The following is a 26,227-nucleotide window of genomic DNA, read 5'->3' on the forward strand; positions in this document are numbered from 1 at the left end:
GGATATTTAGGAGTCTTTTATGGCCGTCGCCCTGAGCACCCTGGTCGAAGAAGCCGACCGTTACCTCGCCAGTTCGAAAATTGCCGATTACTGCCCCAATGGCCTGCAGGTCGAAGGCCGGCCGCAGGTGATGCGCATCGTCAGTGGCGTCACCGCCAGCCAGGCCTTGCTCGATGCCGCCGTGCAAGCCAATGCCGATCTGGTGCTGGTGCACCACGGATATTTCTGGAAGGGCGAAAATCCGTGCATCACCGGCATGAAGCAGCGCCGCTTGAAAACCTTGCTCAAGCACGACATCAGCCTGCTGTCGTATCACCTGCCGCTGGACCTGCACCCGGAGGTTGGCAATAACGTACAACTGGCGCGGCAGCTGGACATTACTGTCGAAGGTCCGCTGGACCCGGATAACCTGAAGATCGTCGGGCTGGTCGGTTCATTGAACGAGCCGGCGACCCCTCGCGATTTCGCCCGCCGTGTGCAGGAAGTCATGGGCCGCGAACCGCTGCTGATCGAAGGCAGCAACATGATCCGCCGGGTCGGCTGGTGCACCGGTGGTGGCCAGGGCTATATCGATCAAGCCGTGTTGGCGGGCGTCGACCTGTACCTCAGCGGCGAAGCGTCGGAGCAGACCTTCCACAGCGCCCGGGAAAACGACATCAGTTTCATTGCAGCCGGTCACCATGCCACCGAGCGTTATGGCGTGCAGGCCTTGGGCGATTACCTGGCAAGGCGCTTTGCCCTCGAGCACATCTTCATCGATTGCCCGAATCCCATCTGACCACACCCTCCCTTTGTAGGAGCGAGGCTTGCCCGCGAAGAAGATAACGCGGTGTACCTGACCAAATCGCGTTATCGTTTTTCGCGGGCAAGCCTCGCTCCTACGGGAGCTTGGCCCAAACAGGCAGGCATATTCATATGCTCTTTCGATCTAGTTGGCGTCCTGATTAGAAGAGGTCGCTGTGCTAGGATTCCTCGCTCGAACACGGCCCGCTGGCCGTTCATAAGAAAGATTTCGTGAGTAGCCATGGTCGACAAACTGACGCATCTGAAACAGCTGGAGGCGGAAAGCATCCACATCATCCGCGAGGTGGCCGCCGAGTTCGACAACCCGGTGATGCTGTACTCCATCGGTAAAGACTCCGCCGTGATGCTGCACCTGGCACGCAAGGCGTTCTTCCCGGGCAAATTGCCGTTTCCGGTGATGCACGTCGACACCCGCTGGAAATTCCAGGAGATGTACAAGTTCCGCGACAAGATGGTCGCTGAGCTGGGCCTGGACCTGATCACCCACGTCAACCCTGACGGCGTGGCGCAGGGCATCAACCCGTTCACCCACGGCAGTGCCAAGCACACCGACATCATGAAGACCGAAGGCCTGAAACAGGCTCTGGACAAGTATGGTTTCGATGCCGCTTTCGGCGGTGCCCGCCGCGATGAAGAGAAATCCCGCGCCAAAGAGCGCGTGTACTCGTTCCGCGACAGCAAACACCGCTGGGACCCGAAGAACCAGCGTCCCGAGCTGTGGAACGTCTACAACGGCAAGGTCAACAAAGGCGAATCGATCCGCGTGTTCCCGCTGTCGAACTGGACCGAACTGGACATCTGGCAGTACATCTACCTTGAAGGCATCCCGATCGTCCCGCTGTACTTCGCCGCCGAGCGTGAAGTCATCGAGAAGAACGGCACGCTGATCATGATCGACGATGAGCGCATCCTCGAACACCTGAGCGATGAAGACAAAGCGCGCATCGTCAAAAAGAAAGTGCGTTTCCGCACCCTTGGCTGCTACCCGTTGACGGGCGCGGTGGAGTCCGAGGCCGAAAGCCTTACGGACATCATTCAGGAAATGCTCCTGACGCGAACTTCCGAGCGCCAGGGCCGTGTCATCGACCACGATGGCGCAGGCTCCATGGAAGACAAAAAACGTCAGGGTTATTTCTAAGGGGTTGTTATGTCGCACGCATCTGATTTGATCAGCGAGGACATCCTCGCCTACCTGGGCCAGCACGAACGTAAAGAGCTGCTGCGCTTTCTGACCTGCGGTAACGTCGACGACGGCAAGAGCACCCTGATCGGGCGCCTGCTGCACGATTCCAAGATGATCTACGAAGATCACCTGGAAGCCATTACCCGCGACTCGAAAAAAGTCGGCACCACCGGCGAAGACATCGACCTGGCGTTGCTGGTCGATGGCCTGCAGGCCGAGCGTGAACAGGGCATCACCATCGATGTCGCGTACCGCTATTTCTCCACCGCCAAGCGCAAATTCATCATCGCCGACACGCCCGGCCATGAGCAGTACACCCGCAACATGGCCACCGGTGCTTCCACCTGTGACCTGGCGATCATCCTGGTCGATGCCCGTTACGGCGTGCAGACCCAGACCCGCCGTCACAGCTTCATCGCCTCGTTGCTGGGCATCAAGCACATCGTCGTCGCCATCAACAAGATGGACCTCAAGGGCTTCGATCAGGACGTGTTCGAGTCGATCAAGGCCGACTACCTGAAGTTCGCCGAAGGCCTGAAGCTCAAGCCGACCAGCATGCACTTCGTGCCGATGTCGGCGCTCAAGGGCGACAACGTGGTGAACAAGTCCGAGCGCTCGCCGTGGTACACCGGCCAGTCGTTGATGGAAATTCTCGAGACCGTGGAAGTGGCGGGCGACCGCAACTTCACCGATCTGCGTTTCCCGGTGCAGTACGTCAACCGTCCCAACCTGAACTTCCGTGGCTTCGCCGGTACGCTGGCCAGCGGCATCGTCAAGAAAGGCGACGAAGTCGTGGTCCTGCCGTCGGGCAAGAGCAGCCGCGTGAAATCCATCGTCACCTTCGAAGGTGAGTTGGAGCATGCAGGTCCAGGTCAGGCAGTCACGCTGACCATGGAAGACGAAATCGACATCTCCCGTGGCGACCTGTTGGTGCATGCCGACAACGTGCCACCGGTGACCGACAGCTTCGAAGCGATGCTGGTGTGGATGGCTGAAGAGCCGATGCTGCCGGGCAAGAAGTACGACATCAAACGCGCCACCAGTTATGTGCCGGGTTCCATCGCCAGCATCGTCAACAAGGTCGACGTCAACACCCTGGAAGAAGGTCCGGCCAGCGCGTTGCAACTGAACGAGATCGGCAAGGTCAAGATCGCGCTCGATGCGCCGATTGCCCTCGACGGTTACGACAGCAACCGCACCACCGGCGCGTTCATCATCATCGACCGCCTGACCAATGGCACCGTCGGCGCCGGCATGATCGTCGCCCAGCCTTTGGCCCATGGCACCAGCACCCACCACGGCAAGCTGGCTCACGTCGCCACAGAAGAGCGTGCCCAGCGCTTCGGTCAGCAACCGGCCACCGTGCTGTTCAGCGGTTTGTCGGGTGCGGGCAAGAGCACTCTGGCGTATGCGGTTGAACGCAAGCTGTTCGATTTGGGTCGTGCGGTGTTCGTACTCGATGGCCAGAACCTGCGTCACGACCTCAACAAAGGTCTGCCCCAGGATCGCGCCGGGCGTACCGAGAACTGGCGTCGTGCCGCGCACGTGGCGCGTCAGTTCAACGAAGCCGGTCTGCTGACGCTGGCGGCGTTCGTTGCGCCGAGTGCCGAAGGTCGTGAACAGGCTCGGGAGTTGATCGGCAAGGAACGTCTGTTGACGGTCTACGTCCAGGCCTCGCCGACTGTCTGCGCCGAGCGTGACCCACAGGGCCTGTACGCGGCGGCCGGGGATAACATCCCGGGTGAGTCCTTCCCGTACGACGTGCCGCTGGATGCCGACCTGGTGATCGACACCCAGTCCGTATCGCTGGAAGAAGGCGTCAAGCAAGTGCTGGATCTGCTGCGCAAGCGTGGCGCGATCTAAGGCTTAGCCGTTAATAGAAAACCCGCCGATGAGTGATCATCCGGCGGGTTTTTTGTGTCCTTGAGATGATCGTTCCCACGCTCGGCGTGGGAATGCAGCTCGGGACGCTCTGCGTCCCCTCCAGAGCCGAACGCGGAGCGTCCGTGGAGGCATTCCCACGCGGAGCGTGGGAACGATCAGGCAACGATCAGTCACAGGGGATCAGCGTTTGGCTGGATACTCGCGGTGCATCTGTTCCAGCAGCGCATCCTTGTCCTGCCACATCTGATTGATCCAGCCCTGGAACTGCAGCCGATACTCACCATCCTGGTCGTAGTTCTTGCCAATGAACTGCGGTGGAATCTTCAGCTCTTCAAAGTGCACCACCACGTCCGCGACGTTGCCGCACAGCAAATCCCAGAAGCCCGGGCGGCCGGCGGGGTAGTGGATGGTCACGTTGACGATGGATTCCAGTTGCTCGCCCATCGCATCCAGCACAAAGGCAATGCCGCCGGCCTTGGGTTTGAGCAGGTATTTGAACGGTGATTTCTGCTGGGCATGCTTGCCCTCGGTGAACCGCGTGCCCTCGACGAAATTGAAAATCCCCACCGGGTTATTGCGAAACTTCGCGCAGGTCTTGCGGGTGGTTTCCAGGTCTTTGCCTTTCTTCTCCGGATGCTTCTCCAGATAGGCCTTGGAGTAGCGTTTCATGAACGGAAAGCCCAGAGCCCACCACGCCAGGCCAATCACCGGCACCCAGATCAGTTCCTGTTTGAGGAAGAACTTCAACGGCTGGATGCGTCGATTGAGCACGTACTGCAGCACCAGAATGTCGACCCAGCTCTGGTGGTTACTGGTGATCAGGTACGAGTGCTTGTAGTCGAGCCCTTGCAAGCCGCTGATGTGCCAGCGCGTGCGACGGACCAGGTTCATCCAGCCTTTGTTGAGGCTGATCCAGGCCTCGTGGGTGTGGCTCATCAGCCAGCCCGCAAGACGTTGAGTGACAGCGAATGGCAGAGCCTTGACCAGCGCCACGCAGAACAGGAACGAGCAGAGCAGAATCGTGTTCAACGCCAACAGCAGTGAAGCGATCACACCGCGAACCGGTGCAGGTAGGAAATCCAGCATTTAAACATCCATAGGTCGGTTGGCTGCCTGAATCGCGGTCAACGCGATGGTGTAGACGATGTCGTCGACTTGCGCGCCTCGCGGCAGGTCGTTCACCGGTTTGCGCAGACCCTGGAGCATCGGTCCAAGGCTCACGCAGTCGGCGCTGCGCTGCACGGCTTTGTGGGTGGTGTTGCCGGTGTTGAGGTCAGGGAACACAAACACGGTAGCGCGACCGGCCACCTGGCTGTTCGGCGCCAGTTGCCGGGCCACGGTTTCGTTGGCGGCGGCGTCGTATTGCAACGGGCCGTCGATCAGCAGCGAGTTTTGCTGTTCATGGGCCAGCAGGGTGGCTTCGCGAACCTTCTCGACTTCTTCACCGCTGGCCGATTCACCGCTGGAGTAGCTGATCATCGCCACGCGCGGCGTGATGCCAAACGCCGCGGCCGAATCGGCACTTTGCAGCGCAATCTCGGCCAGCTCGCTGGCGCTCGGGTGCGGGTTCATCACGCAGTCGCCATAGACCAGCACTTGCTCCGGAAACAGCATGAAGAATACCGACGACACCAGGGTGCAGCCCGGCGCCGTCTTGATCAGTTGCAGGGCCGGGCGGATGGTGTTGGCGGTGGAGTGAATGACCCCCGACACCAGGCCATCGACTTCATCCAGCGCCAGCATCATGGTGCCAATCACCACCGTGTCTTCCAACTGCTGTTCGGCCATCGGCGCGTTGAGGCTTTTGCTCTTGCGCAGCGAAACCATCGGCTCGACGTAGCGTTCGCGGATCAGGTCCGGATCGAGAATTTCCAGCCCGGGCGGCAACTCGATCCCTTGGGCACGGGCCACGGCCTGCACGTCTTCGGGCTTTGCCAGCAACACGCAACGGGCGATACCTCGGGCCTGGCAGATCGCGGCAGCTTGCACGGTCAACGGCTCGCTGCCTTCAGGCAACACGATGCGTTTGTTGGCGTTCTGCGCTCGCTGGATCAGTTGATAGCGGAACACGGCTGGCGACAGGCGCATTTCCCGCGGCGTGCCGCAGCGCTGATGCAGCCAGCTGGCGTCCAGATGGCTGGCGACAAAATCGGTGATGATTTCGGCCCGTTCGCGGTCGTCGATCGGGATTTCCTTGTTCAGTCCGTTCAACTGGTTGGCGGTGTCGTAGGAGCCGGTGCTCACCGACAATACCGGCAGGCCCGCCTGCAATGCACCCCGGCACAAATCCATGATGCGTGGGTCCGGCAGGGTGTCGCTGGTCAGCAGCAGGCCGGCCAACGGCACACCGTTCATGGCCGCAAGGCTGACAGCGAGGATGATGTCGTCGCGATCGCCCGGGGTTACCACCAGCACGCCGGGCTTGAGCAGTTCCACGGTGTTGCGCATGGTGCGGGCGCAGATGATGATGTTGGTCATGCGCCGGGTTTCGTAGTCACCGGCGTTGAGCACCTGGGCGCCCATCAAATCGGCCACGTCACGGGTGCGCGGCGCGTTCAGTTCCGGTTGAAACGGGATGCAGCCCAACAGGCGGAAATCCCCGCTGCGCAGCAGCGGTGAATGCTCCTTGAGGCGCGCGGCGAAGGCCTCCATGCTCTCGTCGGTTTTAACCTTGTTGAGGATCACGCCAAGGACTTTCGGGTCTTTCGGGCCGCCGAACAATTGCGCCTGCAATTCCACGCGGCCGGAGAGTTCGGTCAGCACCTCGTTTTCCGGCGCCGACACCAGGATCACCTCGGCATCGAGGCTCTTGGCCAGGTGCAGGTTGACCCGTGCGGCGTAACTGGCGCTGCGGGTCGGGACCATGCCTTCGACAATCAGCACGTCTTTGCCGATGGCAGCCTGCTGATACAGGGTGATGATTTCTTCGAGCAGCTCATCGAGCTGGCCGTCGCCGAGCATGCGTTCGACGTGGGCCAGGCCCAAGGGTTGCGGCGGCTTCAAACCGTGGGTGCGGGCCACCAGTTCGGTGGAGCGCTCGGGTCCCGTGTCACCCGGATGCGGCTGGGCGATCGGTTTGAAAAAGCCAACCTTGAGGCCAGCGCGTTCAAGGGTGCGCACCAGCCCGAGGCTGATGGAGGTCAGACCCACACCAAAATCGGTGGGCGCGATAAAAAAAGTTTGCATGCGGATTCTCTGAAGGAGCATGGCAAAGGTGAGGGCCTATGACTGGCCGTCTACCGAAATTCAGTCACCAAGGTTATCGCTAACCGAGCCCTGTGCGCACCAACCGCAAGCAAAGGGCTGGCCTATTTTTTCCAGGCGTTGCACCGGGTCCATGACCCAGGCCCTTGATTGCCACGGCGGCTGGTGGCGCAGGTGTTGGGTATGGCCGCAGGAAAGCTCGACCACCCAGTGACCGTCCTCATCCTGATGAAACCCAGTAATCGTCGAATCCCGTCTGTCCGGGTTGTGTTCGCTTTCGGGCGATTGCTTCGCTAAACTGGGTCTTTCTATATTCTTATGCAAAAGGTCTCGCCCCATGCTGATCGCCGCCAATAAGGCTGTCTCCATCGACTATACCCTGACCAACGACGCTGGTGAGGTCATCGACAGCTCCGCCGGCGGCGCGCCGCTGGTCTACCTGCAAGGCGCAGGCAACATCATCCCTGGCCTGGAAAAAGCCCTGGAAGGCAAAGCTGTCGGCGACGAGCTGACCGTAGCCGTTGAACCGGAAGACGCTTACGGCGAATATGCCGCCGAACTGGTCAGCACCCTGAGCCGCAGCATGTTCGAAGGCGTTGATGAACTGGAAGTCGGCATGCAGTTCCACGCTTCTGCTCCGGATGGCCAGATGCAGATCGTTACCATCCGCGATCTGGACGGCGACGATGTAACCGTCGACGGCAACCACCCGTTGGCCGGCCAGCGCCTGAATTTCCAGGTCAAGATCGTTGCCATCCGTGACGCCAGCCAGGAAGAAATCGCTCATGGCCACGTCCATGGCGAAGGTGGCCATCACCACTGATTTGTGCGCTAAGCTCAGATGACTGGAGAGGCGCCCCGAGGGCGCCTTTTTAGTCTGCGGCTGTCCCGTGTGACGCCGCCAAGCGGCTGTTTCGAGAAGAACACTGGAATCTGGAGTACGTCATGAGTGCTTTTCACGACCTTAATTTGACAGCCCTGGATGGTCAGGCGCTACCTCTGGCACCGTTCAAGGGGCAAGTCGTGCTGGTGGTCAACGTTGCCTCCAAATGTGGCCTGACCCCACAGTACGCCGCGCTGGAAAACCTCTACCAGCAATACAAGGGCAAAGGTTTCAGCGTGCTGGGTTTGCCATGCAACCAGTTTGCCGGGCAGGAGCCTGGCAGCGAGCAAGAGATTCAGGAGTTTTGCAGCCTCAACTATGGCGTGACCTTTCCGTTGTCCAGCAAGCTGGAAGTCAACGGTCACGAGCGTCATCAGCTGTACAAGCTGCTGGCGGGCGAGGGTGCCGAGTTCCCGGGTGACATCACCTGGAACTTCGAAAAATTCCTGCTGGGCAAGGATGGTCGGGTACTGGCGCGGTTCTCGCCACGTACTGCACCGGATGATCCCTCTGTCATTCAGGCGATTGAAAAAGCCCTGAGCTGATATCTCCCCTGTAGGAGCGAGGCTTGCCCGCGAAGGCGTCAGATCAGTCAGTAATGATGTCGACTGACCGACAGCCTTCGCGGGCAAGGCTCGCTCCTTCGATGCTTTCCGCCTTTTATTCCTTGATCACCAATATCAATAGTGCTGTTCAAGGCGCTCCAGTCTCCATATTATCGCCGTCATAAAGTCATCCTCCGTGGAGCGTCCCATGCCTGTAAAAGCCTTGTTTAAACCGTTCCACCTCGGCAGCCTCGAACTGCCGACCCGAGTCGTCATGGCGCCGATGACCCGTTCGTTTTCGCCGGGTGGCGTGCCTAACTCCAAAGTGATCGAGTACTACCGTCGTCGTGCCGCCGCGGGTGTCGGCCTGATCATCACCGAAGGCACTACCGTTGGTCACAAGGCTTCCAACGGCTACCCGAACGTTCCGCATTTCTACGGTGAGGCCGCGTTGGCGGGCTGGAAAAAGGTCGTCGATGCCGTGCACGCCGAAGGTGGCAAGATCGTTCCGCAGTTGTGGCATGTCGGCAGCGTGCGTCGTATCGGTACCGAGCCGGACGCCAGCGTGCCGGGCTATGGTCCTTCGGAAAAAATCAAGGACGGGCAGGTCGTGGTTCACGGCATGACCAGGCAGGATATTCAGGACGTGATTGCCGCGTTCGCCCAGGCTGCCAAGGATGCCCAGAGCATAGGCATGGACGGCGTGGAAATCCACGGCGCTCACGGTTATCTGGTGGACCAGTTCTTCTGGGAGGGCAGCAACCAGCGCACCGACGAATATGGCGGCAGCCTGGCCAATCGTTCGCGCTTCGCCATCGAGCTGATTCAGGCCGTGCGTGCTGCGGTCGGTGAAGGTTTCCCGATCATCTTCCGTTTCTCTCAATGGAAGCAGCAGGATTACACCGCGCGTCTGGTGCAGACGTCGCAAGCCTTGGGTGAATTTCTCAAGCCGTTGTCTGACGCTGGCGTGGATATTTTCCACTGCTCGACCCGCCGTTTCTGGGAGCCGGAGTTCGATGGCTCTGAACTGAACCTCGCAGGCTGGACCCGCAAACTCACCGGCAAGCCGACCATCACCGTGGGCAGCGTCGGTCTGGATGGCGAGTTCCTGCAGTTCATGGTCAACACCGACAAGGTGGCGCAGCCGGCCAGCCTGGAAAAATTGCTTGAGCGTTTGAACAACGACGAGTTCGACCTGGTGGCGGTCGGCCGTGCGCTGCTGGTAGACCCGGACTGGGCGCAGAAGGTGCGCGACGGTCGTGAAGAAGACATTCTGCCGTTCAGCCGTGAGGCGTTGATGACGCTGGTTTAAGCGTCGGATGCCTTCGCGGGCAAGCCTCGCTCCTACAGAAGAGCGCGATCACTGTAGGAGCGAGGCTTGCCCGCGAAGCTGTCAAGGCAACATCGCCGCCCCCGGCAGCACCTGCCCCTGTACACAGGCCCCACGCAACTGCCCCTCAAACTGTTCAATGATCGCTGCCCAACCCTGGCGACTGGCATGCTGGCGCGCATTGAGCCGCACGCAACGCAAGGTTTCCCGCTCTTCGAGCATCCAGGCTGCCGCATCGCAAAATGCTTCTTCATCACCAGGCATCGCGAGCACACCGTTGTAACCATGGCGAATATGTTGCGCGGCCGCCGCCTGATCGTAAGCCACCACGCCGAGCCCCGAGGCCAATGCCTCAAGCACCACGTTGCCGAAGGTTTCCGTCAGGCTCGGGAATAGAAACACATCCCCCGACGCATAATGAGCAGCCAACGCTTCGCCGCGTTGAGAACCGCAAAAGATCGCCTCGGGCAGATCCCTTTCCAGGTCCGCCCGTTGCGGCCCGTCGCCGATCACGATCATTTTGAGGTGACGCTGTGGATAACTGCTTTTCAGGCTGTCGAAACAGCGCCTGAGCAAGCCCAGGTTTTTCTCCGGCGCCAAGCGTCCTACGTGGATGACAGCAATGTCGTTCTCACCCAGCCCCCATTGCTCGCGTAGAGCGCCCAGGCGTTTGGCCGGGTGGAACAATTGGCTGTCGACGCCCCGGGATAGTAATGCCAGGCGTTCGAAATGCCGGCGCTCCAGTTCCATGCGCTGGCTGACACTCGGCACTAGCGTCAGGTTCGAGCGGTTGTGGAACCAGCGCAGATAGTGCGTCAGCAACCGGGTCAGCAAGCCGAAGCCGTATTGGCTGGAGTACTGCTGGAAATTGGTGTGGAAGCCGCTGACCACCGAAATGCCCAGACGCCGTGCCGCGCGCAATGCCGACAAGCCCAGCGGACCTTCGGTGGCGATGTACAGCACATCCGGGCGATGACGCTTCCAGCGTCGCAACAACTTGTGCATCGACGACTGACCCCATTGCAAGCCTGGATAACCTGGCAGCGGCCAACCCCGGCACAGCAGCAATTCATCGTCGCTGCCGGTCTGCTGATCGCAGCCCTGACGAGGCCGGACCAATTCCACCTGATGCCCGCGCGCGCGCAAACCGTCACACAGGCGACCCAGTGTATTGGCCACGCCGTTGATTTCCGGAGGGAAGGTTTCAGTGATCAGGGTGATATGCAGAGCTGTCGTCATGACCCCAGTTTCTGCTGAGGCCATGTCGACGTTGTGACGGTCAGATGATGGATTTATGACCGCGTCAGCGTTGTACCACCAGGTTCTCCGCACCGCGCTCGCGCACCCAGAACAGTGTCGCACCAGCCACGGCGGCCGGCATCATCAGGATGTTGACCACCGGGATCAGCAGCACCAGGTAAACACTGCCGCCAAAACCCATGCTCTGCCAGCGTTTCTGCCGCAGCCAGGCAAGCATTTCGTTCCAGCCCAGCTTGTGGTTGTCCGCCGGGTAGTCGATGTACTGGATCGCCATCATCCACACCCCGAACAGCAGCCACAGCGGTGCGGCAATGATGTTCACAACCGGGATGAACGAGAGAATGAACAGGCCGATCGCCCGTGGCAGGAAGTAGCCGAGTTTGCGCATCTCGCGGGCCAGGGTGCGCGGGATCATCGCAACCAGTTCAGCCCAGCTGAACGCCGGGAAATCGTCGGTGCCGCGTACCACCACCTCGACTTTCTCTGCGAGAAAGCCGTTGAACGGCGCGGCGATGATGTTGGCGAGCATGGTGAAGGTGAAGAACACCATCAACACCACCAGCACCACGAACAGCGGCCAGAGGATGTAACTGAGGAAACTCAGCCACTCGGGCAGGGAAGGCATCAGCGTATCGACCCACAGGCTGAACTGATGGCCGGCCAGATAGATCAATCCGACGAACAGCACCAGGTTGATCGCCAGCGGCAACAACACGAACAAACGCAGGCCGGGGCTGAGGACCAGTTTGAGGCCTTCACGCAGGTATTGCGGGCCGGATAGAACGGGGGCGGGCATAACGAGCTCCGAGCAGAGGGTAAACGCGCCGACCTTACCGGCTTTGCCTGGCAGGTGAAAGCACGGCAGCGGTATCGACATTCACTGTAACAAAGGCGTCCTGAAAATCACCCTGACGGCATAGAGACCACCTATGAGCTGGATTGTTAAACCGTATTTCCTTAATCTTCGCCCCCTCGATACGCTGCACCCAATCTTTTTACAGGACGGTCGGGTTCAAGCCTTCCCCAAGTGCTTTCAACCGTTCTTTTTTATTCCCGCCGGTGATCCGGCGTTCCGCGCCAGGTGTTCCGGGCCGGTCAACAGGAGCAGGTCATGTCTGAAGTCCGTCATTCGCGAGTGATTATTCTCGGTTCCGGCCCTGCCGGTTACAGCGCTGCGGTATATGCCGCCCGTGCCAACCTCAAGCCACTGCTGATCACCGGCATGCAGGCCGGCGGTCAACTGACCACCACCACTGAAGTCGACAACTGGCCTGGCGATGTCCACGGCCTGACCGGCCCGGCGCTGATGGAGCGGATGCGCGAGCACGCCGAACGCTTTGAAACCGAGATCGTTTTCGATCACATCAACGCCGTGGACTTCGCTGCCAAGCCATACACCCTGACGGGCGACAGCGCGACCTACACTTGCGACGCCCTGATCATCGCCACCGGCGCCAGTGCTCGTTACCTGGGCCTGCCGTCCGAAGAAACCTTCATGGGCAAAGGCGTTTCGGCCTGCGCGACCTGCGACGGTTTCTTCTATCGCAACAAGCCAGTCGCTGTGGTCGGTGGCGGCAACACCGCGGTGGAAGAAGCCCTCTACCTGGCCAACATCGCCAGCAAGGTGACGTTGATCCATCGTCGCGAAACCTTCCGCGCCGAGAAAATCCTGATCGACAAGCTCAATGCCCGTGTTGCCGAAGGCAAGATCGAGCTGAAGCTGAACGCGACGCTGGACGAAGTCCTGGGCGACAACATGGGCGTGACCGGTGCCCGCCTGAAAAACAACGACGGCAGCTTCGACGAAGTGAAAGTCGACGGCGTGTTCATCGCGATCGGCCACACCCCGAACACCTCGCTGTTCGAAGGTCAGTTGACCCTCAAGGACGGTTACCTGGTGGTACACGGCGGCCGTGATGGCAACGCCACCGCGACCAACCTGGAAGGCATCTTCGCTGCCGGTGACGTGGCTGACCACGTTTACCGTCAGGCCATCACCTCCGCCGGCGCCGGCTGCATGGCGGCATTGGATGCTGAACGTTACCTCGACGGCCTGCAGAACGCCTGATTCTGCTTTCATGAAAAAACCGGCCTCGGCCTAATGATGTTCACTTAAGAAAAAGTTGGCATCCTGTGGCGAGGGAGCTTGTCGGATCGCCGCACCGTCCCGCTGGGCTGCGCAGCAGTCCCTTTTTTAGGGCCGCTTCGCGCCCCAGCGGGAGCAAGCTCCCTCGCCACGGGTATAGTGCTCGTCCTTAAGTGAACAGCATTAGGCCTTGGCCGGTCTTTTTATACCTTCGATTAATCATCAATTGCTTTAGGAGCGAGTGCACTCAGGTCAGTCTGGCCAGGCACGCCTCAAGGATATCCAGCCCCTCTTCAAGCACCGCCGCCTCGGTGGTCAACGGCGCCAGCAAGCGAATGATGTGCCGCGACTTGCCGCTTGGCATCAGCAGCAACCCGGCGTCCCGCGCCAGTGCCAGCAGTTGCGTCAACTGCGCGGCGGCGGGTGTGCCGTCGGCGTGGGTCAGTTCAATGCCGCGCATTGCGCCAACGCCGGTCAGGCGCCCGAGGAAGGGCGATAACTTGCGATCACACCAGGCTTGGTAGCGACTGACAATCGCCTCTTCCTGCTGCGAGCCCCAGGCTTGTAGGTGGGCATCGGTCATCTCGTCCAGCGTCGCCAAAGCGGCGGCGCAAGCGATGGGATTTCCGGAGTAGGTGCCTCCGAGCCCGCCCTTGGGCAAGTTGTCGAGCAGCGATTTGCGCCCGACCACCGCACCCAGCGGCACGCCGCCGGCGATGCTTTTGCCGAGCAGGATCAGGTCCGGCTCGATGCCCAGACGCGAGAACGCGAAGCGTTGCCCCGTACGGCCGAAACCCGACTGGATTTCATCGGCAATCAACACAATGCCCTTGTCGTCACAGAAACGGCGCAGCGCTTGGGCGAACGTTATGTCCATGGCCAGAAACCCGGCTTCACCCTGCACCGGCTCGACGATGAAGCAAGCCACGTCCTCGACGTCGATTTCGACGCTGAACAGCCGTTCCATGGCTTTCAGGGCTTCGGCGCAGGTCACGCCGTTGTCCTGGCTGGGGAAAGGCAAGTGATACACCGGTCCGGGCAGCACACCGACCTTCTGTTTGTAGGGCGCGACTTTGCCGTTGAGGTTGAGTGTCGCCAGGGTGCGACCGTGGAAGGCGCCGTCAAAGGCAACCACGGCACTGCGACCGGTGGCGCCACGGACGATTTTCAGCGCGTTCTCGGCGGCTTCGGCGCCGCTGTTGGTCAACATGCCGCTGACCGGGTAATCGACCGGGATGAACGCGCAGAGGCGATCCATCAAGTCGATGTACGGCTGATGAGGCGCGGCATTGAACGCGTAGTGGGTCAGGCGCGTGGCTTGCTCGCGGATGGCCTCGACGATGCGCGGATGGCAATGGCCAAGGTTGAGCACGCCGATGCCACCGACAAAGTCGATGTAGCGTTTGCCGTCGGTGTCCCAGACCTCGGCGTTTTTGCCGTGGCTGAGCGTGACAGGGTGAACGATGTTGATCGACTGGCTGATGGTTTCGTTGCGCATGGATGACCGGCTCGGAAGAAGGAGGACTTCTTTTTATCTAAGCCGTGAGCAGCGGTGCCAGGCAAACGAAATAAAATCACCGGGTCAATCTGAAAAGTCGGGATGTATCGCCGATCCCTGCAGGAGCACGGCTTGCCGGCGATGGCGATCTTGAGGACGCCATCGCCGGCAAGCCGTGCTCATGCAGAAAGCTGTCAGCGGCGGGTCAGGGGCTGTTGGGTGAACTTCACACCGGCCAGGCCATGGGCGATCAACGCACGAATATTGCCGTGATCGCTGCCCTCAGGCGTCGCCAGCACCGAACGATAATGTTCGCCGAACGCCAGCAGCGCTTCTTCATCACTCAGGCCTTCCATCAACGCCAGGCCCAGGGTCTTGCACGAGCCTTCGTTCTGCCCGGCGGCGTTTTCCACGCCGCCATTATTGAAGGCCTGAGGCTGGTAGTCGTAACCGGCAGCAATGAACGCGAGGGTGTCGGCGAAGATGTGTTCACCGGTCTTGAGACTTGCGCGCAGGGTGTTCAAATCACTCATTGGGTTTTCCTTTGGCAAACGCCGCTTGTTGTTCGGCGCTGGCTTCTTGCTGAAATCGGGCTTTCCATTCGGTATACGGCATGCCGTAAACCACTTCGCGAGCGTCATCGAGGCTGACGTCGATCTGACGTTCGTCGGCGGCGGCCTTGTACCACTTGGACAAGCAGTTGCGGCAGAACCCGGAAAGGTTCATCAGGTCGATGTTCTGCACATCCTTGCGGCTGTCCAGGTGGGCCACTAGCCGGCGAAAGGCCGCGGCTTCGAGTTCGAGGCGTTGTTGATCGTTCATGGCGGTCTCGGCGAGACAGCTTCAAGCGGCAAGCTTCAAGCTGCAAGTTGGGTTGTGGTGGCTGCAAGTTTACAGCCTGACGCTTATAGCTTGAAGCTAGCGGCTTGCCGCCAGCGTAATCGACACCGACTCGGCAAACCGTAGCGCGTGGGGCTTGTCGACTTCGACTTCGGCATACAGCACCGAGGCGTTGGCCATGACCAGATCGAGAATTTCCTGGGTCAGGCGTTCAAGCAGGGCAAAACGATTGCCCTCCACGTGGGCGATGATCGCTTTGGTGATGGTGCGGTAGTTCAGCGCGTGATCGATATCGTTGTCACGCACCGCTTCCTGGGCCGCATAGAGGATGGTCAGGTTGATCAACACATCCTGCTTGTTGAGGATTTCATCTTCGTTGATGCCAATGAAAGTGCGCAGACACAGGTCCTTGACCCGGATGCGTGCCATGCCTGGTTGAAGTTGTGGCATTACTACTTGCTCCGTCCAATCAATTGCAGGAACTCCTGGCGGGTGTTGCTTGACTCGCGAAAGGCGCCGAGCATCACCGAGGTGTTCATGGTCGAATTCTGTTTCTCGACGCCGCGCATCATCATGCACATATGCTGGGCTTCGATGACCACTGCGACGCCTGCCGCGCCGGTGACTTGCAGCACCGCGTCGGCGATTTGCCGGGTGAGGTTTTCCTGGATTTGCAGGCGGCGGGCAAACATGTCCACCAGCCGGGCAATCTTCGACAGGCCCAGCACCTTGCCAGTGGGAATATAAGCCACATGCGCCTTGCCGATGAAGGGCAGCAAGTGGTGTTCGCAAAGCGAATAGAGCTCGATGTTGTCGACGATCACCATTTCATCGTTGTCGGAGGCGAACAGCGCGCCATTGACGATCTCTTCGACACTTTGTTCGTAGCCATGACATAGGTACTGCATCGCCTTGGCCGCACGCGCCGGGGTGTCTCGAAGGCCTTCGCGATCAGGATTTTCACCGAGGCCGATGAGGATCTCGCGATAGCTCTGGGACAGGGCGTTCTGGTGCAGGAATAGCGTCATGGAAGATCCTCGCGGGACACTTATTTGATGTGCCTTCCGCCATTGACGGTCAGGGTCGTGCCGGTGACATACGGGTTGTCGAGCAAATATCGCAGGCTTTGATAGATCACTTCGCTGCCCGGTTCGATGCCCAGGGCGGACTTGGCCAGTGCCTTGGCGCGATAGGCTGCATCGTCGTCAGCATTGAACATTAGCAGGGCGGGCGCGATCCCGTTGACCTTGATGTGCGGCGCGTACTTTGCAGCGAAGGACAGGGTCAGGCTGTCGAGCCCGGCTTTGCTGGCGCAGTAGCCAATGTGCTTGCTGCTGCCCTTGCGGGTCACGTCGTCGCTGATGTGCACGATATCGGCGGGGCTCGAGCGTTCCAGCAAGTCGGCGCAGTGCAAGTTGATCAGGTAGGGCGCCAACATGTGTACGCTGAACATGCGGGTGAATGCCGCTGCATCGGTATCCGCGGTTTCGGCGAGCCATTCGGAAGCGTTGTGGACAATTGCCCGCAGGCTGTCGGTATGGGTTTTCAGTTCACGGATGAATGCAAAAATCCCAGCCTCGCTGGAAAAGTCCGCAAACACTGCCGTCGCCCCCAAATCCCGCAGGGTCTGTACGCCGGGCCGTTCACTGCGGTAGCTGAAGATCACGCGATGACCGTCTTCGAGCAGTCGCTGCGCACAGTGCAGGCCAACACGCTGGCCGGCACCGGTGATGAGGATAGGGGCTGCAGAAGAGGTCATGAGCGGCTCGCATCGCGTTAAGAGCAAAACTATACCAGCGCATTGCAGCGTTCACCTACGCCCACCGCAAGGGCAGTGCCGAGGTCACTCAGGAGAGGTGTTTCGCCAGGCGCAGCGTCGGGGGTGATGGGGTGCGTCTCGGGCCAGACAAGGCCTATTGCTGATGTGCCAGAAACGACAGTGACATTCTTTCCCGCGTCAGGTTGAATTTTTTCGGGACTGGAGAGTTAGAATGGGCCTCGAACGCTACAAGGATGTTTAGCCAGATGCCCGTAATCACTGACATCGCTTCGGATTCCCGCCACAGCGGCTTACTGGAGCAGGATGAGCTCTTCCCCATTCGCGAGGTGTCGCGCCTGACCGGCGTCAACCCGGTCACCCTGCGTGCCTGGGAGCGCCGGTATGGGCTGATCGTGCCGACACGCACCGCTAGTGGGCATCGTCTGTATTCGATGGCCGATGTCGAGCGGGTGCGCAGCATTCTCGGCTGGATCGAACGCGGTGTGGCAGTCAGCAAAATCGGCAAGATCCTGGCCAAGGCTGCGCCGCTTCAAGCGTTGTCGCACCTCATACCTCAAGACCTTGTGCAGGCTGACTACTCGCAGTGGCAGCAACAGATCGAGGCCGCCGTCGTGTCATTCGATGAGGTTCGGCTGGATCAGGTCTACGGTCAGATTTTTTCCACGTATTCGCAGCCGGTCGTTTTCCAGGACATCCTTCTTCCGCTCTGGAAGCAGTTGCTGCAACGCCAGGATACGTTCGGCAGGACCAGCGAGTGGCTTTTCCTCGATGGTTTTCTGCGATCAAGAGTGTTGCAGCGCCTGCTGCTGATTCGCGACAAACAACCAAGACGAGTCATCGTTTGTGCCCTCGCGGGACAATGCCGGGAGCTTGAGCTGTTGCTTGCTGCGCTGTTTCTCGGCTCCGGGCAAACGGGCGTGCGGGTATTGACCATTGGTCAGCCGTTTGATGAATTGACCCTGGTTTGCGAACGAATCAAGCCACAGGCATTGGTGCTGTTCTCCAACCACGTGCCGACGGCGGAACTGCCACGGCGTTTGAATCGCCTGGCGATGAGCCTGGATTGTCCAGTGTTGTTGGCGGGCGATGCATCGGATCTGGCGCAGGAAAGCCTGGCCGGATCGTCGATTGGCTGCCTGGGGAACGAGGGAACGGTGATGCGCCAGCGCCTGAATCAATTTCTTGCTGGCGGTCTGGATACCTGATCGTCAGAGATGCAGGGCGGGGTGGGTCAGTCGGTGCTGCTGCAGGATGTACTGGCGCAAACGCTCGGTTTCATCCTTGTCGTCCTGGCTCAACTGATAGGCATAGAAGCCTTGTTCGGTTTCCTTCTCGAACGTGCCACGCAAGGCGATTCGCTCATAGCCTGACGGGCTGAACCACAAGGCGAAGTGCTTCGGTGCCTTGGTTTTGTTGCGAACCTCCAACAGCACGCCCTTGAACGATACTTCATGCACCCACATCGTGCCGGGCTGGCCCTTGGCATTTTCAAGGGCTACCGGCTCGTCGAGCACCAGCCGCCATGGGCGGACCAATGGCCCGTCTTCATAAATGCTGGGTACGCCCAGCCGAAGATGCAGCGCGTGAAATTCGTCTTCCACCAGATGCAGGGGGAAGGTCATCTGTTGATTTTCGAAATTGGCTTGGATGGTCACTTGCTCATGCGCAGCAAGGCGCGTGAGCAAGTCACGGATTTGCGATCCACCGTTGACCAGCAGACTCGACGTCGCATCCCGCACATTGAGCTGCGGGTTATGTTGCATGGTCTGGATGAAATCCAGCTCATCCTGGGTCAGGAGCGCGTCGCGTTGCATAGCAAACTCGAAAGATATAGATACAAAGTCATTGGTGATTGTAGTTAATGACAATTAATTCGCCGTTTTGTTTGCGCCGTTCGTCGCCTTTATCGCCGCGAGTTCGGCCTGGACTTCAGCCAGTTGCGCTTCGAGCTGTGCAACCCGCTGCTGCGCCTTGACCTGCACGGTCACATCTTTCTGGACGCCGATGAAGTAGACCTGTCCGTCATTCGGATTTTTCACCGTGGAAATCGACAGCTCGTTCCAGAAAGGGGTGCCGTCCTTGCGGTAATTCCTGATGATCTCCCGGCAGGAGCCTTCATTGTTCAATGCATCGCGGATCAACGGGAGGGCCTGCTGATCTCGGTCTCCCGACTGAAGGAAGCGGCAATCCTGGTAGAGGATTTCTTCGCTGGTGTACCCAGTCAGGCGTTCGAAAGCAGGGTTGACGTAAATCAGGATCTTGTCTTGCTCGCCTTCCTTCTCGGCAATCACGATGCCGTCATTGGAGGCATTGATGGCCAGTTGCAGCAGCTTTGCGTTGATCATCGGTGAAACCCTTCCTTGTTGGTTGTCTGCGGCATTCTAAAAGAACAATGCTGACCGTGCTGTTAATATCCCGGTCTTTCACTCAGGTTCAGGATCAGATTGATGAAAGTCGCCATCATTTCCGGCTCGGTTTACGGCACGGCTGAAGAAGTCGCCCGTCACGCCGCGAACATTTTGAACGCTGCCGGTTTCGAAACCCTGCACAACCCCCGTGCAAGCCTTGCAGACATTCAAGCGTTTGCCCCGCACGCCTTGCTCGCCGTGACCTCGACCACTGGCATGGGCGAATTGCCGGATAATCTTCAACCGCTGTATTTCTCGATTCGCGACCAGTTGCCCGCTCAATGGCGTGGTTTGCCCGGTGCGGTCATCGGGCTGGGCGATGCCAGTTATGGCGATACTTTTTGTGGCGGTGGCGAGTTGATGCGCGAGCTGTTCGGCGAGTTGGGTATTCGCGAAGTCCTGCCGATGCTGCGTCTGGACGCCAGTGAAAGTGTGACCCCTGAAGCCGATGCAGAGCCCTGGCTGGCAGAACTGGTCAGCGCATTGCGCGGTTGACCGACAGTCTTCAACGTTCGTTTCAACCGCTGTCACGGTTCTGTCGAGGTTGCTTCAAAGGCGCGCCTCGCCTTGCCTGGCGGCGGTACTTTGACACGGATCCAAACTCTTTGAGCCACTGACTCGTTCGGCCATCAAGCTGGCTGCCAATGCAACTACGGGAACCCTGGAGGCTGACTAGACTCGGTAGTCATTGGAAACACTCCATAATAAAAAAGCCGAGGTTCCTTGCCGTGAGCGTAACCCCAGTCCAATCCTCACACAGCGTCAAAGACCTGGTCAGCGCAGCCGAATGGCAGACCCGTGTCGACCTCGCTGCCTGTTACCGTCTGGTGGCCCAGCATGGCTGGGACGATCTGATTTTTACCCACATCTCTGCCAAAGTACCTGGCACCGAAGACTTCCTGATCAACCCGTTCGGCTTGATGTTTCATGAAATCACCGCGTCGAGCCTGGTCAAGGTCGATCAGGCCGGTAACAAGTTGATGGACAGTCCCTACGAGATCAATCCGGCCGGGTACACCATCCACAGTGCCGTTCACGAAGTTCGCCATGACGTGGTCTGTGTGCTGCATACCCATACGGCGTCAGGTGTTGCGGTCTCGGCGCAGAAGCAGGGCATTTTGCCGATCAGCCAGCAGTCGCTTTTTGTTCTGTCGAGCCTGGCGTATCACGCCTATGAAGGCGTTGCGCTGAATCACGAAGAAAAGGCACGTCTGCAAGCCGACCTCGGCGAGAACAACTTCCTGATGCTGCACAACCATGGCCTTTTGACTTGCGGCAACAGCATCGCCGACACCTTCCTGATGATGTTCACCTTTCAGCGCGCCTGTGACATTCAGGTCATGGCACAGAACGGTGGTGCCGAGTTGATCGCCATCGAACCGCAGATTCTTGCCGGCGCCAGGGCAATGATTGCCGGTGTCACCAAAAGCTCCCAAGGCATGGGCGGAGCGTTGGCGTGGCCGGCGTTGCTGCGCAAACTCGATAAACAAGACCCGGGTTATAAACTCTAATGGCACTCGCAGAGATCCCCCTGAGTGTCTGGCGCAAACGCGGGCAGACCTTCGATTTCCATGGTCAGACCATCCATTACTGGACGGCGGGACAGGGTGAGCCGCTGTTGCTCATCCATGGTTTCCCGAGTGCCAGTTGGGACTGGCATTATCTCTGGCAACCGCTGGCCCAGCGTTATCGGGTGATTGCCTGCGACATGCTGGGCTTCGGCGACTCGGCCAAACCGGTCAACCATGAATACAGCCTGCTGGAGCAGGCCGATCTGCAACAGGCATTGCTGGCTCATCTGAATGTCGAGCAACCGGTGCATGTACTGGCTCATGATTATGGCGACAGCGTGGCCCAGGAACTGCTGGCCCGGCATTACGAATCGCGGATCAATCTCGCCAGTTGCGTGTTTCTCAATGGCGGGTTGTTTCCGGAAACCCACCGTCCGGTGCTGATGCAAAAACTGCTGCTCGGCCCCCTGGGCTGGATGATCGGCCGCGCGTTCAGTCGCGACGGCCTGGTGAAAAGCTTCCGCCAGATTTTCGGGCCGCAGACCCGTCCCAGCGAAAGCGAAATGGATGATTTCTGGAGCCTGATCGAAAGCAATCGCGGGCCTCGGATCATGCACAAATTGATCACATACATTCCGGAGCGCCGCGTCCAGCGCGATCGCTGGGTCAGTGCAATGCAGCGCGGTGAAGTACCGCTGCGGGTAATCGATGGCGAAGTCGATCCGATCTCGGGCGCGCACATGGTCGCGCGTTACCGCGAGCTGATCCCCGAACCGGACACCGTGCTGCTGACCGATATTGGTCACTATCCCCAGATCGAGGCGCCGTGCCAGGTGCTCAAGCATTACCTGGCGTTTCGCGACCGGTTGGTGATGCCACCCCTCAAAGTGGCCTGTTCCTGAGGCTGGGGCTCATCATCCCCCAGCCTTATCGCGCACCATTCAGCCTCCGCCGTGTTCATTGTGAGCGGCAGCGCCGTGCCTGACACTCCCGGGTAATGTCCCTGGCCTGCTGGAGTTTCCTCACATGAATGAGTCTGTGCGCTTCGAAGATAAAGTCGTGATCATCACCGGTGCAGGTGGCGGCCTGGGACGGGCGCATGCACTGTTATTCGCCAAACAGGGTGCGAAAGTGCTGGTCAATGACCTTGGCGGCTCGGCCCAGGGCGAAGGCGCCAACGCTTCGGCCGCCGACCGCGTTGTGGCTGAAATCCGCGAGGCCGGCGGCACCGCCGAGGCCAACCACGACTCGGTCACCGATGGCGACAAACTGGTCCAGCACGCCCTCGATGCCTTCGGCCGGGTCGACGTGGTGGTCAACAACGCCGGTATCCTGCGCGACAAGACGTTCCACAAAATGGACGACGCCGACTGGGACCTGGTTTACCGCGTCCACGTCGAAGGTGCCTACAAAGTCACCCGCGCTGCCTGGCCGCACATGCGCGAGCAAAACTACGGTCGAGTGATCTTCACCGCGTCCACTTCAGGCATCTACGGCAACTTCGGCCAATCCAACTACGGCATGGCCAAACTTGGCCTCTATGGCCTGACCCGCACCCTGGCCATCGAAGGCCGCAAGAACAACGTCCTGGTCAACGCCATCGCCCCCACCGGCGGCACCCGCATGACCGAAGGCCTGATCCCGCCGCAAGTCTTCGAACAACTCAAGCCAGAACTGGTCAGCCCGCTGGTGGTATACCTGGCCAGCGAAAACTGCCAGGAAACCTCCGGCCTGTTCGAAGTCGGCGGCGGCTGGATGGGCAAAGTCCGCTGGGAACGCAGCCTCGGCGCCGGATTCGATCCACGGGTGGGGTTCTCCCCGGAAGACGTGGCGGCGCATTGGCAGCAGATCTGTGATTTCGAAGGGGCGGCGCATCCGAAGGACAATATTGAAGCGTTGAAGGAGATGATGGGGAATTTGCAGAGGTATTCGTTGTAAATAGAACTTGAAAAGGGAACAAGCACGTATGCTTGCTCCCTTGTATTTTTATTCTTCGGTTTTAAATCCATTCTTTCCGTTCGCAGCTCGCCAATCTTTAATGGCTTTCAATGCTCCGGCTGGACTATCTTCAACACCTTCTTCAGGGTAATACAAGACTCCTGTTCCGTTTGGGTGTTCAGATGTGCTGACTATATTTTCGACAATGGCGTCATGCTCTTCTTCTGAACGGAATCCACCTTGAAATAGACGGATGATAAGATTCGCGTATTCGGATTCGGTGTATTCTTCGAATTTGTTTTTGAGTTCCATTTTTCTATTCGCCTTTCTTGGAGTGAGTTGCAATGTGTTGCTTTGGCGTTAATACACGCAGATTATCGAGATTATAGACCGTCTCTGCGCCGGGTTCGGTCCACGGGTGGGGTTCTCCCCGGAAGACGTGGCCGCGCATTGGCAGCAGATTTGTGATTTCGAAGGAGCGGCGCATCCGAAGGACAATATTGAAGCGTTGAAGGAGATGGCAATCTGTAAAAGTATTCGTTGTGAAACAGAATCAAATAGGAGAGGGGCAAGCAGGAGTGCCTACCCGTCTTTAAAATTTTATTCTTCGATTTTAAATCCTTTCTTTCCGTTCGCTGATCGCCAAGCTTTTACTTTTTCAATAATAGCCTTGGGAGTAGATTCTTCATCTGAGTCTGCGTAATAAATCAAGTCAGACCCTTGTGGGTGTTCTGTAAGCTTCTTGAACAGAAGTATTGCATCCGTATGCTCCTTTTCAGTCGGAAAGGCTGCGTCGCAAATTTTTGTGACAAATTGGAGAAATTCGGCTTCTGTATAATCTGAGTAATTATCGTGGCTCATTGATTTTTACCTTTTTATGCAATTCAGCGTGACGTTTCGGGGTCACAACTCTTATGTTGTCAATGTCGTACACTGCGCCGCCTTCGGAAATCAGCTTTATATGGTGTAGTTCAAACTTGACTTTGTCTCCAAGGTGGTCGTCCTCTCGGGCAGATGGAGCCTTTCCGTTTATCATTGCTTTTATGTTGTGAGCTCTAAACTGTGTTGCCACGTCGGGATCGCTAGCTACTGCTTTCCAAAGTGCCTCTCTAAACGCTCTAAAGTTCGGAAAGTTTTGTCCTCTGAGTTTATCCGCAATTTGATTGGGAATCACCGCGCCATCACCTTGCGAGGCTGGTCCCAACCAAATTCCCGATAACGGTTCCCCATACCCGTTGGCAACCCCGGGCTCACCCCGCCGATCCCTGAACATCGTGAAGATTGGAGGGATTCCCGAGTCCGCCGGGAAAACCGTAATAAAGCCACCAAAACTGTACAGATCCAGCTCAGGGAACGAATCAGTCCTCCCTTCAAGGGCCGTTAGGGTAGTGCCGTCATAAACAGCGGTGTTTGGCGCGCTTGCCGGAAAATAGGTTGATGCGTTAGCGGAGTTGACTATCGGCGTCCAGGTCATACCGATCGACGGGGCGTCTGGATTGTCAACGGTGTAAACGTTGAGGTTTGGATCGTATGTGGCGAGCCGAACTGGGACTTTACCCGGCACGGAAGTGCCATTGGTGGCTGCGACGAAGAACTCCGTTGTATTACCTACGGTTTTGGAACCGATAGCGACTGGCAGTTCGACTTCTGCATTCGCCTGCGCTGAGGCAAGCAGACCATCAATCTCGACAGTTGTGAGTTCCGAAAGGGGAATGCTAAATGCGTGAAGATTGTCGGGCTCGTATTCGTCGAACGTGAGAGACCAAGTATGGATATCGTCGGGAATCAGATCCCGAAGTGGCACGTTCAATTGGCGGCTTTCGCCGTCTCCTAATGGCGAAGGGAACAGCAGCGCCGCGAATCCTATAAGGACCGCACTGGCTGAGGTCGCTGCTGCCGTCATCACGGCAGTTGTTCCGGTTCGCAGGGACGTCTTGATTGCTAAGGACGTGGCTGCGTTTGTGGCGAGGCGCCCTTTTGCCACGGTGAACACCGGACCAGCAGTCACGGCCGAGCCCGATACGGGAAATGACCGACTGGTTTTGGCGGCTTCCCATGAATCGAACATCGCAACCATCGCATTTAATCTTGCGAGCCCTTCCGCCTGTTTTTTAGCATTGACCTCCTTTCGCTCTTTCGCCTCGTGTGCCTGCTCGGCTTGTCGTTGGGCCTCAGCCTGTATGTTCAGAAGAGCTTGTTGCTGCTTTTGTTCTTGCGCCTTTCTCTCCACTCGGAGCTCTTTTTCAATGCGCTCCTGCTGGTTTTGCCTTTGAAGTTCGGCCTCGGCTTCGAGACGAGCCTGTTCAGCCGCGAAGTACTGTGCGGCAGCCTCAGCGGCAATCCGGGCCTGCTCGGCGGCCGCTCGTTCGGCTTCTGCCAATGCGGCCAGTCGTGACAGCTCCTGTGCATGTGCCAGTGCTTCGGTTTCCGCTCTGACGCGTGCCTGCTCGGCGGCTTGCAGGACACTGTAGGTCTGTTGGAGGTTGGCGGCTCGCTGGTGGAGCAACTGTAGTGATTGAGCCAGCAATCTTGCTTCGATCGCTGCTCTAAGTGACTGATTCAACATTTGCATGGCAATGCCATTCGGGCCGGGCCACTTCTCTATTTTTGTGGCCCTTACCATGAATTCATTGATATGCCGGTTGAATGGATCACCTCCATAAAATGAATTTGCAGCGGCAGTGTTTGCGTGTTGTTGTGCGGTTTTTCGTTCAATAAGTTTACTGACTACCCCTAATTCCCGAGCAGTCGATTGCAAAGGTGGAAGTGGGTCAGTCGGACCTTCATGTCGAGTTGCCGAAAGTTCAGATTCGGTTGTGTGTGCTAATTGATTGAGTCTGACCTGATATTCCTGTTCCAGGGCTCGAGTCGTGTTTATTACGGTGCCACGATTCTGATTGTAATTTGATACGTTTGGGCCAAAGGGGCCTGCTTGCAAATTATTGCCCGCGCGCTGCGGGGGAGTGAAGTGGTCGGGCGCTACTCCGACAATTTCGACAGGCCGACTAATTTCATGATAACCCGGCCTCGAAGTATTGGGCCGCGTTGGTGGTTTTTGCATATTCATATCCTT

The 26,227-nt window shown here is 58.6% G+C and carries 28 protein-coding genes and 1 pseudogene; 13 read left to right on the plus strand and 16 right to left on the minus strand.

From position 1 onward, the window contains the following. The first annotated feature begins 19 nt into the window (after positions 1-19). From ASD60_RS16635 to cysN, 3 genes are all read left to right on the plus strand, one after another. A complete protein-coding gene (locus tag ASD60_RS16635; protein ID WP_056855044.1) occupies positions 20-778 on the plus strand; it encodes a Nif3-like dinuclear metal center hexameric protein in 759 nt (252 codons plus the stop codon). 246 nt (positions 779-1,024) lie between these two features. After that, a complete protein-coding gene (gene cysD / locus ASD60_RS16640; RefSeq protein WP_034147080.1) occupies positions 1,025-1,942 on the plus strand; it encodes a sulfate adenylyltransferase subunit CysD in 918 nt (305 codons plus the stop codon). Positions 1,943-1,951: 9 nt separating this feature from the next. Next, positions 1,952-3,850 carry a sulfate adenylyltransferase subunit CysN gene (gene cysN / locus ASD60_RS16645; RefSeq protein ID WP_056855045.1) on the plus strand — a complete coding sequence of 633 codons (1,899 nt, stop codon included), beginning with the start codon at positions 1,952-1,954 and terminating at the stop codon, positions 3,848-3,850. Positions 3,851-4,051: 201 nt separating this feature from the next. Here the strand turns inward: cysN and ASD60_RS16650 are convergent, their stop codons facing one another. The 3 genes from ASD60_RS16650 to ASD60_RS16660 are packed head-to-tail and all read right to left on the minus strand — an operon-like array spanning position 4,052 to position 7,444. Then, positions 4,052-4,957: an acyltransferase gene (locus tag ASD60_RS16650; protein WP_056855046.1), complete on the minus strand. Its 906-nt coding sequence runs from the start codon at positions 4,955-4,957 to the stop codon at positions 4,052-4,054. Continuing rightward, entirely contained in the window at positions 4,958-7,057 is a 2,100-nt protein-coding gene (gene pta / locus ASD60_RS16655) for a phosphate acetyltransferase (RefSeq protein WP_056855047.1), read from the minus strand. A 60-nt stretch (positions 7,058-7,117) separates the two neighbouring features. Then, entirely contained in the window at positions 7,118-7,444 is a 327-nt protein-coding gene (locus ASD60_RS16660; RefSeq protein ID WP_056855048.1) for a DUF3565 domain-containing protein, read from the minus strand. On the opposite strand from ASD60_RS16660, the gene ASD60_RS16665 reads away from it, so the two are divergent. From ASD60_RS16665 to ASD60_RS16675, 3 genes are all read left to right on the plus strand, one after another. Beyond that, the gene (locus ASD60_RS16665; RefSeq protein ID WP_007942189.1) at positions 7,413-7,898 is read left to right on the plus strand and encodes an FKBP-type peptidyl-prolyl cis-trans isomerase; all 486 of its coding nucleotides are present in this window, start codon (positions 7,413-7,415) and stop codon (positions 7,896-7,898) included. The two genes, ASD60_RS16660 and ASD60_RS16665, sit on opposite strands and share 32 nt — an antisense overlap. Before the next feature lie 122 nt (positions 7,899-8,020). Then, positions 8,021-8,503, plus strand: coding sequence for a glutathione peroxidase (locus ASD60_RS16670; protein WP_056855049.1), 483 nt, complete (start codon positions 8,021-8,023; stop codon positions 8,501-8,503). 208 nt (positions 8,504-8,711) lie between these two features. Then, positions 8,712-9,815 carry an NADH:flavin oxidoreductase gene (locus ASD60_RS16675; protein ID WP_056855050.1) on the plus strand — a complete coding sequence of 368 codons (1,104 nt, stop codon included), beginning with the start codon at positions 8,712-8,714 and terminating at the stop codon, positions 9,813-9,815. A gap of 81 nt (positions 9,816-9,896) precedes the next feature. Here ASD60_RS16675 and ASD60_RS16680 read toward each other — a convergent pair whose 3' ends face one another. Together ASD60_RS16680 and cysZ are read right to left on the minus strand one after the other, a co-directional pair. Then, complete coding sequence (locus tag ASD60_RS16680; RefSeq protein ID WP_056855051.1) at positions 9,897-11,096, minus strand: glycosyltransferase family 4 protein; 1,200 nt, start codon at positions 11,094-11,096, stop codon at positions 9,897-9,899. Between the two features lie 40 nt (positions 11,097-11,136). Further along, the gene (gene cysZ, locus ASD60_RS16685) at positions 11,137-11,889 is read right to left on the minus strand and encodes a sulfate transporter CysZ (protein WP_056855052.1); all 753 of its coding nucleotides are present in this window, start codon (positions 11,887-11,889) and stop codon (positions 11,137-11,139) included. A gap of 315 nt (positions 11,890-12,204) precedes the next feature. Here cysZ and trxB point away from each other — a divergent pair, with 315 nt between their 5' ends. Next, a complete protein-coding gene (trxB, locus tag ASD60_RS16690; RefSeq protein ID WP_056855053.1) occupies positions 12,205-13,161 on the plus strand; it encodes a thioredoxin-disulfide reductase in 957 nt (318 codons plus the stop codon). A gap of 265 nt (positions 13,162-13,426) precedes the next feature. Here the strand turns inward: trxB and ASD60_RS16695 are convergent, their stop codons facing one another. The 6 genes from ASD60_RS16695 to folM form a co-directional block, all read right to left on the minus strand. Then, on the minus strand, positions 13,427-14,677 hold the full coding sequence (locus ASD60_RS16695) for a 2-aminoadipate transaminase (protein ID WP_056855054.1): 1,251 nt from the start codon (positions 14,675-14,677) through the stop codon (positions 13,427-13,429). 194 nt (positions 14,678-14,871) lie between these two features. Then, a complete protein-coding gene (locus ASD60_RS16700; RefSeq protein WP_056855055.1) occupies positions 14,872-15,210 on the minus strand; it encodes a HopJ type III effector protein in 339 nt (112 codons plus the stop codon). Continuing rightward, positions 15,203-15,499 (minus strand): DUF1244 domain-containing protein, encoded by a 297-nt coding sequence (locus ASD60_RS16705; RefSeq protein WP_056855056.1) that lies wholly within the window; start codon positions 15,497-15,499, stop codon positions 15,203-15,205. The genes ASD60_RS16700 and ASD60_RS16705 overlap by 8 nt, the downstream gene beginning before the upstream one ends. 96 nt (positions 15,500-15,595) lie before the next feature. Then, positions 15,596-15,967, minus strand: a complete 372-nt coding sequence (gene folX / locus ASD60_RS16710; RefSeq protein ID WP_007970304.1) for a dihydroneopterin triphosphate 2'-epimerase — start codon at positions 15,965-15,967, stop codon at positions 15,596-15,598. A gap of 2 nt (positions 15,968-15,969) precedes the next feature. Further along, positions 15,970-16,545: a GTP cyclohydrolase I FolE gene (gene folE, locus ASD60_RS16715; RefSeq protein ID WP_056855057.1), complete on the minus strand. Its 576-nt coding sequence runs from the start codon at positions 16,543-16,545 to the stop codon at positions 15,970-15,972. 20 nt (positions 16,546-16,565) lie between these two features. Then, positions 16,566-17,276, minus strand: a complete 711-nt coding sequence (folM, locus tag ASD60_RS16720; protein WP_056855058.1) for a dihydromonapterin reductase — start codon at positions 17,274-17,276, stop codon at positions 16,566-16,568. A 266-nt stretch (positions 17,277-17,542) separates the two neighbouring features. On the opposite strand from folM, the gene ASD60_RS16725 reads away from it, so the two are divergent. Then, entirely contained in the window at positions 17,543-18,502 is a 960-nt protein-coding gene (locus ASD60_RS16725; protein WP_056855059.1) for a MerR family transcriptional regulator, read from the plus strand. A 3-nt stretch (positions 18,503-18,505) separates the two neighbouring features. Here ASD60_RS16725 and ASD60_RS16730 read toward each other — a convergent pair whose 3' ends face one another. Together ASD60_RS16730 and ASD60_RS16735 are read right to left on the minus strand one after the other, a co-directional pair. Next, entirely contained in the window at positions 18,506-19,111 is a 606-nt protein-coding gene (locus tag ASD60_RS16730; RefSeq protein WP_056855060.1) for a hypothetical protein, read from the minus strand. 54 nt (positions 19,112-19,165) lie between these two features. Continuing rightward, entirely contained in the window at positions 19,166-19,642 is a 477-nt protein-coding gene (locus tag ASD60_RS16735; RefSeq protein ID WP_056855061.1) for a PAS domain-containing protein, read from the minus strand. Positions 19,643-19,744: 102 nt separating this feature from the next. Here ASD60_RS16735 and ASD60_RS16740 point away from each other — a divergent pair, with 102 nt between their 5' ends. The 4 genes from ASD60_RS16740 (at position 19,745) to ASD60_RS16755 (ending at position 23,154) form a co-directional block, all read left to right on the plus strand. Continuing rightward, complete coding sequence (locus ASD60_RS16740) at positions 19,745-20,200, plus strand: flavodoxin (RefSeq protein ID WP_056855062.1); 456 nt, start codon at positions 19,745-19,747, stop codon at positions 20,198-20,200. A 233-nt stretch (positions 20,201-20,433) separates the two neighbouring features. Then, a complete protein-coding gene (locus ASD60_RS16745; protein ID WP_056855063.1) occupies positions 20,434-21,216 on the plus strand; it encodes a class II aldolase/adducin family protein in 783 nt (260 codons plus the stop codon). Beyond that, the gene (locus ASD60_RS16750; protein WP_056855064.1) at positions 21,216-22,118 is read left to right on the plus strand and encodes an alpha/beta fold hydrolase; all 903 of its coding nucleotides are present in this window, start codon (positions 21,216-21,218) and stop codon (positions 22,116-22,118) included. The genes ASD60_RS16745 and ASD60_RS16750 overlap by 1 nt, the downstream gene beginning before the upstream one ends. Positions 22,119-22,242: 124 nt before the next feature. Continuing rightward, positions 22,243-23,154 (plus strand): SDR family oxidoreductase, encoded by a 912-nt coding sequence (locus ASD60_RS16755; protein WP_056855065.1) that lies wholly within the window; start codon positions 22,243-22,245, stop codon positions 23,152-23,154. 48 nt (positions 23,155-23,202) lie between these two features. Here the strand turns inward: ASD60_RS16755 and ASD60_RS16760 are convergent, their stop codons facing one another. Next, positions 23,203-23,466: a bacteriocin immunity protein gene (locus tag ASD60_RS16760; protein WP_056855066.1), complete on the minus strand. Its 264-nt coding sequence runs from the start codon at positions 23,464-23,466 to the stop codon at positions 23,203-23,205. Between the two features lie 91 nt (positions 23,467-23,557). Between ASD60_RS16760 and ASD60_RS28885 the strand changes: the two are divergent. Next, positions 23,558-23,674 (plus strand): annotated as a pseudogene (locus tag ASD60_RS28885) (serine/threonine protein kinase); the annotation flags it as partial. 80 nt (positions 23,675-23,754) lie between these two features. On the opposite strand, the gene ASD60_RS16765 reads toward ASD60_RS28885, so the two are convergent. Together ASD60_RS16765 and ASD60_RS16770 are read right to left on the minus strand one after the other, a co-directional pair. Beyond that, on the minus strand, positions 23,755-24,015 hold the full coding sequence (locus tag ASD60_RS16765; protein ID WP_056855067.1) for a bacteriocin immunity protein: 261 nt from the start codon (positions 24,013-24,015) through the stop codon (positions 23,755-23,757). Further along, the gene (locus ASD60_RS16770; protein ID WP_056855068.1) at positions 24,002-26,215 is read right to left on the minus strand and encodes an S-type pyocin domain-containing protein; all 2,214 of its coding nucleotides are present in this window, start codon (positions 26,213-26,215) and stop codon (positions 24,002-24,004) included. The genes ASD60_RS16765 and ASD60_RS16770 overlap by 14 nt, the downstream gene beginning before the upstream one ends. Positions 26,216-26,227: the final 12 nt, after the last annotated feature.

The organism is Pseudomonas sp. Root562 (assembly GCF_001427125.1).
Lineage (GTDB): Bacteria > Pseudomonadota > Gammaproteobacteria > Pseudomonadales > Pseudomonadaceae > Aquipseudomonas.

What these genes read in the sequence shown, in the direction of transcription:
- ASD60_RS16635 (WP_056855044.1), top strand. Translation starts at nt 20, where the DNA reads ATGGCCGTCGCCCTGAGCACCCTGGTCGAAGAAGCCGACCGTTACCTC.
- cysD (WP_034147080.1), top strand. Translation starts at nt 1,025, where the DNA reads ATGGTCGACAAACTGACGCATCTGAAACAGCTGGAGGCGGAAAGCATC.
- cysN (WP_056855045.1), top strand. Translation starts at nt 1,952, where the DNA reads ATGTCGCACGCATCTGATTTGATCAGCGAGGACATCCTCGCCTACCTG.
- ASD60_RS16650 (WP_056855046.1), bottom strand. Translation starts at nt 4,957, where the DNA reads ATGCTGGATTTCCTACCTGCACCGGTTCGCGGTGTGATCGCTTCACTG.
- pta (WP_056855047.1), bottom strand. Translation starts at nt 7,057, where the DNA reads ATGCAAACTTTTTTTATCGCGCCCACCGATTTTGGTGTGGGTCTGACC.
- ASD60_RS16665 (WP_007942189.1), top strand. Translation starts at nt 7,413, where the DNA reads ATGCTGATCGCCGCCAATAAGGCTGTCTCCATCGACTATACCCTGACC.
- ASD60_RS16660 (WP_056855048.1), bottom strand. Translation starts at nt 7,444, where the DNA reads ATGGAGACAGCCTTATTGGCGGCGATCAGCATGGGGCGAGACCTTTTG.
- ASD60_RS16670 (WP_056855049.1), top strand. Translation starts at nt 8,021, where the DNA reads ATGAGTGCTTTTCACGACCTTAATTTGACAGCCCTGGATGGTCAGGCG.
- ASD60_RS16675 (WP_056855050.1), top strand. Translation starts at nt 8,712, where the DNA reads ATGCCTGTAAAAGCCTTGTTTAAACCGTTCCACCTCGGCAGCCTCGAA.
- ASD60_RS16680 (WP_056855051.1), bottom strand. Translation starts at nt 11,096, where the DNA reads ATGGCCTCAGCAGAAACTGGGGTCATGACGACAGCTCTGCATATCACC.
- cysZ (WP_056855052.1), bottom strand. Translation starts at nt 11,889, where the DNA reads ATGCCCGCCCCCGTTCTATCCGGCCCGCAATACCTGCGTGAAGGCCTC.
- trxB (WP_056855053.1), top strand. Translation starts at nt 12,205, where the DNA reads ATGTCTGAAGTCCGTCATTCGCGAGTGATTATTCTCGGTTCCGGCCCT.
- ASD60_RS16695 (WP_056855054.1), bottom strand. Translation starts at nt 14,677, where the DNA reads ATGCGCAACGAAACCATCAGCCAGTCGATCAACATCGTTCACCCTGTC.
- ASD60_RS16700 (WP_056855055.1), bottom strand. Translation starts at nt 15,210, where the DNA reads ATGAGTGATTTGAACACCCTGCGCGCAAGTCTCAAGACCGGTGAACAC.
- ASD60_RS16705 (WP_056855056.1), bottom strand. Translation starts at nt 15,499, where the DNA reads ATGAACGATCAACAACGCCTCGAACTCGAAGCCGCGGCCTTTCGCCGG.
- folX (WP_007970304.1), bottom strand. Translation starts at nt 15,967, where the DNA reads ATGCCACAACTTCAACCAGGCATGGCACGCATCCGGGTCAAGGACCTG.
- folE (WP_056855057.1), bottom strand. Translation starts at nt 16,545, where the DNA reads ATGACGCTATTCCTGCACCAGAACGCCCTGTCCCAGAGCTATCGCGAG.
- folM (WP_056855058.1), bottom strand. Translation starts at nt 17,276, where the DNA reads ATGACCTCTTCTGCAGCCCCTATCCTCATCACCGGTGCCGGCCAGCGT.
- ASD60_RS16725 (WP_056855059.1), top strand. Translation starts at nt 17,543, where the DNA reads ATGCCCGTAATCACTGACATCGCTTCGGATTCCCGCCACAGCGGCTTA.
- ASD60_RS16730 (WP_056855060.1), bottom strand. Translation starts at nt 19,111, where the DNA reads ATGCAACGCGACGCGCTCCTGACCCAGGATGAGCTGGATTTCATCCAG.
- ASD60_RS16735 (WP_056855061.1), bottom strand. Translation starts at nt 19,642, where the DNA reads ATGATCAACGCAAAGCTGCTGCAACTGGCCATCAATGCCTCCAATGAC.
- ASD60_RS16740 (WP_056855062.1), top strand. Translation starts at nt 19,745, where the DNA reads ATGAAAGTCGCCATCATTTCCGGCTCGGTTTACGGCACGGCTGAAGAA.
- ASD60_RS16750 (WP_056855064.1), top strand. Translation starts at nt 21,216, where the DNA reads ATGGCACTCGCAGAGATCCCCCTGAGTGTCTGGCGCAAACGCGGGCAG.
- ASD60_RS16755 (WP_056855065.1), top strand. Translation starts at nt 22,243, where the DNA reads ATGAATGAGTCTGTGCGCTTCGAAGATAAAGTCGTGATCATCACCGGT.
- ASD60_RS16760 (WP_056855066.1), bottom strand. Translation starts at nt 23,466, where the DNA reads ATGGAACTCAAAAACAAATTCGAAGAATACACCGAATCCGAATACGCG.
- ASD60_RS16765 (WP_056855067.1), bottom strand. Translation starts at nt 24,015, where the DNA reads ATGAGCCACGATAATTACTCAGATTATACAGAAGCCGAATTTCTCCAA.
- ASD60_RS16770 (WP_056855068.1), bottom strand. Translation starts at nt 26,215, where the DNA reads ATGCAAAAACCACCAACGCGGCCCAATACTTCGAGGCCGGGTTATCAT.